Origin of the sequence: Streptomyces sp. NPDC058877, from assembly GCF_042742855.1 — a bacterium.
Classification (GTDB): Bacteria; Actinomycetota; Actinomycetes; order Streptomycetales; family Streptomycetaceae; genus Streptomyces.
The window spans coordinates 1-4,721 of sequence record NZ_JBHYMF010000320.1; the positions used below are offsets into that span (position 1 = coordinate 1).

The following is a 4,721-nucleotide window of genomic DNA, read 5'->3' on the forward strand; positions in this document are numbered from 1 at the left end:
GTCCTCGCGTACGAGGACGGGCCGTTCGGCACAGGCCGTGCGGGGGCACGGGATGCACAGGACTTATCGAGCGGCGCCCGATGCTGTTGTGACCGTAGGTCAGTGGGCGCCGAGGTAGGCGAACTCCGCGCCCTTCTCCCAACCCATGTCCGAGCACGAGCCGGTGAAGATCGTTCCGTATACGGACGGAACGCCGCTCACCGCGCAGTGCGAAGTGAAGCCGGCGCCACCGCCGTCGAAGCTTCCGATCCCGACTCCGTCGTTGGCGAGCGCAGCACTCGCACCGCCCAGAAGGATGCCCACGGCCAGGACAGACGCGGCCAGAGAACGCATGACTACTCCTCGAACTTGTTGTATCGACGCGCCGAAAGTGCCCGTCGGGCAGTCCAACGTCATGGGAAACGAGGGGACACGGCACCTCACTCCAATGTCGGACAACTGATCGTGGGCCGCACAAATGCAGAAACGATGCCTCCTGCTGTTTTCCGCTTCGGCGTGCCCGAGCACCCCTTCACCCTGATGCCGGGAAAGTCCCGAGCGGTTCCCTCCCGAAGGACCGACCGGGTCACGACGGAAACCTGGCGTGAATGCCCGGTGCGACGAAGTGGGAGTCAGCAGGTCCGAGCGCTGCTTGACGGACGGGAACACCGATGAGGGCATGCATACGGTCAGACAAAATCAAGGACGAACCAGTGGGGCCCACCCATGCTGCGAACCGCCGCACCCGCGACCGTCAGCGTTCTTTTCGCCCGAGGAGAGAAAGGTTCACGACGGGGTCTCGGAGAGAAAGAGAAACGCCAAAAAAGCCCCTCCCGTGAAGAGCGGCACGCAGAGGGAGAGCCCGATGAAATATCCCAAGGGCGCCCATGCGCCGAGCGGCTCTTTCTCACCCGGCACGAGCCACACCATCCGATACGGCAGCGGAGCCGCTGTCGGGCTTCCCACCGAGCGGGTGTGCTGATGACGGCCACCCGATGCATCGATCGCCTCGAAGACGTGCTCCTGCCCGGATCGGCCCTTCTGGCGCCGCACGAAATCCGCCCGCACCCGCCTGCCGCCGCGCACCCAACGCCACAGCACACCGAGGAACTGGACAGCGCCGATGGACACCACGAAGCACACGAGGACGAGGAACCCGCCGATCGCCGAGAGGAGGACCGCGGCAGCCAGGGCTTCCCACCACTCCCCGCGGTCAATGAACAGGGACCTCACGAGGGCGTGGACGACGAGCAGCACGCCCAAGGACCGGAACGCGAGTTCCGATGCGGTGTAGCGGTCTCGCCACCGGGGCTTGCCGGAAACGAGCGGGGCCCCGGGGCGCGGTACGGTCCGGGTCCCGGCATCACCCGCATCACCCACATCAGGACGACGGGGACCGGAACCACGCCTGCCGGAGCTGCTCCCCCGGCTGAGCCTCGCCCCGTCCTCCGCGCACACGGCAACCGGCCTGCTCACCCCGCCGTCAGGGGCCCAGGGGAGTTCGCGGACGGCGGGCCCGTGATGGGGATCGAAGAAGCACAGTGCCAGCGGGACACCGGACAGATGGGCGTCCAGACGGGCCAGGGCCTGACGCCCTTCCGTCAGGGCACGCAGTACGTCCTGCTCGTCCCCGCTCCGTTCCCCCGGCCGCGCTTGCTTCGCCTGCTCATAGGCGTTCAACGCACGCTCGAAGTCCTGGACGGCGTCGATGGGCGTCCCTGGCCGTGCGGGATCGAAAGGATGGGCGGCGAGCAACTCGCCGAAGGAGGTGATCTCCTCGTCCCAACGCGCGTTCGCCTCGCGTCGCCGCTTGTCCTGCCGCACCATCCCGCCCCTTGCCTTCCGCGCCCGTGGCACGAGGCGCCGGCCCGTGGGCCGCTCGCACGCGTCCGCGTTCACCGTCCCGCGTCCGCACCGCTCCTCCTCGGACCCTGCTCACGAGCGGCGTGCCGCACCCGGGACCTCACCGACACCCTAGCGCGCCCTCGTCCTCGGGCACCGGGCGCGCACCCGCAGGTGACGGTCCCGATCAGCGACCGCCTTGCACACGAGTGGATGCAGGCGCCGGCGCTCGATCATCGCCGGCACGTCGCAAGCGGAATCCAACCGTGCCGACCGGCCACGGCGCAGACCCTGCCTCGCGTCGGGAGACGTCGACGTTTCGGGCGGCGGTCCGATTGCCACGGGGTACGCCTCGTCGGCGCGTGGGGGGGGAGAGCCGGCCGCGCGGGCGCGGGCCCGTTCAGCGGAGAGCGGCCCAGTCAGGCGTCCAGGTGCCGGTGGCGTCCTGCTCGGCCGCCGTGACGGCGAGATGGGTGCGGAGGGCGGCCAACGCAGGGTGGGGATTGTCTCGGTGCCAGAGGAGCGAGTGCGGGTAGACGGGCGTCGGGTCGGTCACCGGAATGCGGCGCAGGCCATGGCCGGCGGGCCAGATGAGGCGGGTGTGCGCGCCCATGAAGGTGGCCAGGGCCGGGGTGTCGGCAATGGTGTCGAGGAGCGCGTCGGAGCCGAAGTTGGGGCCGGTCGCCTCGATGGTGAGGGCGAACTCGGCGACGAGGTCGTCGTAGTAGGCGCCCCACTCGGTACCGGGGGCGATGCCGGGCATCCAGATCCGATGTCCGACGAGTTGGGCGAGGGTCACCGACCGGGCATCCGCAAGCGCATGGTCGGGGCCGATGAGCAGTTGGAGCGGTTCGTCGAGCACTCGGACGGACTCGATGCCCTCGGGCAGGGCACGCCCGGGTGCGGTGACGGCACGGAAGGAAGCGTCGATCGCGCCGGAGCGAACGGCGGTGACGGCCTTCCCGATGTCGAGCAGCATCATCACGGTGAGGTCGACTTCGGGGTGCGCACGGTGGAAGCCGCGCATCAGGTTCGACTGCGCGCTGCGCGAGGTGATCACGTCGACGCGCAACGGCCGGTGGCCGGGGCGCACGGATGCGCCCGCACGTTCGACGACGAGCAACAGCTCTCGCGCGTGGGGAAGGAACGCCTGGCCGTCGATGGTGAGCTCAACCCCGCGCGGGGCACGGGTGAACAAGCGCACGCCGAGGGCGCGTTCCAGCGTGGCGATGCGTTTGGAGACGGCCTGCTGGGTGATCGACAGGTCGGCGGCGGCCTTCTGGAACTGGCCCGCTTCCACGACGGCGACAAAGGTGCGTACTGCTTCGAGATCCACGTCGACTCACCTTAGTGAACAACTTTTGGTTGTGTGTGGTCGACGAATCAGTTGTTTGACCTGCTGTTGTCCTGACCGTTTAGCTCTCGGTGACCAACATCCGTTTGTTCGGTCGGGACCGAGGGAGCGCACCGAACGTGCTGGGCAGAAAGTCACTGGGACGGCAGTTCGGCTGGCTGTGGGCGGCCGGTGCGGTGAGCGCATACGGATCGGGGCTGGGCTTCGGGGCATTGCCGCTGATCGCCGTACTGGTGTTGCACGCCGGCCCCGCCGAGGTGTCCGCACTGTCCGCGGTGGGGCCTGCGGTGGGCGCGCTGATCGCCGTGCCGCTCGGGCCGTGGGTGGAGTTCCGGCGCAAGCGTCCGACCATGATCCTGATGGATCTGGTGCGGTTCGCCGCCATGGTGTCGATCCCGATGGCCCATTTCTTCGGTCGGCTCGGTTTCGTTCAACTGCTCGTGGTCTCGGCCGTGGTCGCTGCGGCCAGGATCGTCTTCAACGCGGCCAGCGGCGCTTACCTCAAGGTCCTGGTCCGGCCGGATGACCTGCTCGTCGCCAACGCGCGGTTCGAGTCCACGCGCTGGAGCTCCGTCGCGGTGGGGCCACCGCTCGGTGGAGCGGCGATCGGTCTGTTCGGGCCGGTCGTCACCGTGGTGGCCGACGCGGTCAGCCATCTGCTCTCCGCGCTGTGCATCACCGCGATCCGCGGCCGGGAAGGAGTTCCGCGCGGCACCGGTGGTAGCCGGGGCCGAACAGCCGCACCGTTCGACGGCTGGCGCCACATCATGGGGCACCCCGTTCTACGCCCCCTCTACCTCAACCACCTGCTCGTCGCCGGTCTCATCATGGCCACCGAGCCGCTGCTGGCCGTGCTCCTGCTCCGGCAGCTCGGGTTTCCCCCCTGGCAGTACGGCCTCGCCTTCGCCGCCCCCTGCCTCGGCGGACTCATCGGCTCGCGGCTGGCCCGCCGCGTCGTGGCCCGCTTCGGCCGGTACCGGGTCTTCCGGGCCGTCGGCACCCTGCGCGTCATCTGGCTGATCGGCCTGGCCCTGGTCCGTCCCGGCACCGTCGGCCTCATCACCGTGATGGCCATCGAGCTGGCGATCATCATCAACATGAGCCTGTACGGCCCGGTCCTCGCCACCTACCGGCTGGAACTCACCCCCGAGCGTCTCGTCGCACGCACCCTGTCGGCCTGGTCGATCGGCCAACAGATGTCCATCGCCGTCCTCACCGCGCTCGTCGGGACGCTCTCCGGCGTCATCGGCCCGCGCGCCGCCCTCACGGTCGTGGGACTGCTCGCGCTGACCACCCCGCTCCTGCTTCCCCGGCGGGACCAGGACGCGCGGAAGGAGCCGGAACCGTCCCGAAGTCGCCTCGGGTGAGCGGACCGGAACGAGGGTCTGCGGATCCCCACGGCTCTGGCTGTGGAACTGGAGGCCAGGCGTCCGATGTGGCCGGCCGTGCAAGGCGGCCCGCCCCGTACAGCGCGCCCGTCGCCCGGCACCCGATACCCGTCCCGCCAGCGGACCGCTGGCGGGACGACAGGTGCACGGGAGCTGTG

At 69.5% G+C, this 4,721-nt stretch carries 4 protein-coding genes; 1 reads left to right on the forward strand and 3 read right to left on the reverse strand.

Annotated features, from left to right (window positions below):
• Positions 1 to 99: 99 nt before the first annotated feature.
• From ACFW2Y_RS34775 to ACFW2Y_RS34785, 3 genes are all read right to left on the reverse strand, one after another.
• Positions 100 to 333: a hypothetical protein gene (locus tag ACFW2Y_RS34775; RefSeq protein ID WP_384887436.1), complete on the reverse strand. Its 234-nt coding sequence runs from the start codon at positions 331 to 333 to the stop codon at positions 100 to 102.
• A gap of 432 nt (positions 334 to 765) precedes the next feature.
• Positions 766 to 1,806 carry a hypothetical protein gene (locus tag ACFW2Y_RS34780; RefSeq protein WP_384887438.1) on the reverse strand — a complete coding sequence of 347 codons (1,041 nt, stop codon included), beginning with the start codon at positions 1,804 to 1,806 and terminating at the stop codon, positions 766 to 768.
• A gap of 415 nt (positions 1,807 to 2,221) precedes the next feature.
• Positions 2,222 to 3,157, reverse strand: a complete 936-nt coding sequence (locus ACFW2Y_RS34785; RefSeq protein WP_384887441.1) for a LysR family transcriptional regulator — start codon at positions 3,155 to 3,157, stop codon at positions 2,222 to 2,224.
• Between the two features lie 137 nt (positions 3,158 to 3,294).
• Here ACFW2Y_RS34785 and ACFW2Y_RS34790 point away from each other — a divergent pair, with 137 nt between their 5' ends.
• Positions 3,295 to 4,542: an MFS transporter gene (locus ACFW2Y_RS34790; RefSeq protein WP_384887443.1), complete on the forward strand. Its 1,248-nt coding sequence runs from the start codon at positions 3,295 to 3,297 to the stop codon at positions 4,540 to 4,542.
• The last annotated feature ends 179 nt before the right edge of the window (positions 4,543 to 4,721 follow it).

What these genes read in the sequence shown, in the direction of transcription:
- ACFW2Y_RS34775 (WP_384887436.1), bottom strand. Translation starts at nt 333, where the DNA reads ATGCGTTCTCTGGCCGCGTCTGTCCTGGCCGTGGGCATCCTTCTGGGC.
- ACFW2Y_RS34780 (WP_384887438.1), bottom strand. Translation starts at nt 1,806, where the DNA reads ATGGTGCGGCAGGACAAGCGGCGACGCGAGGCGAACGCGCGTTGGGAC.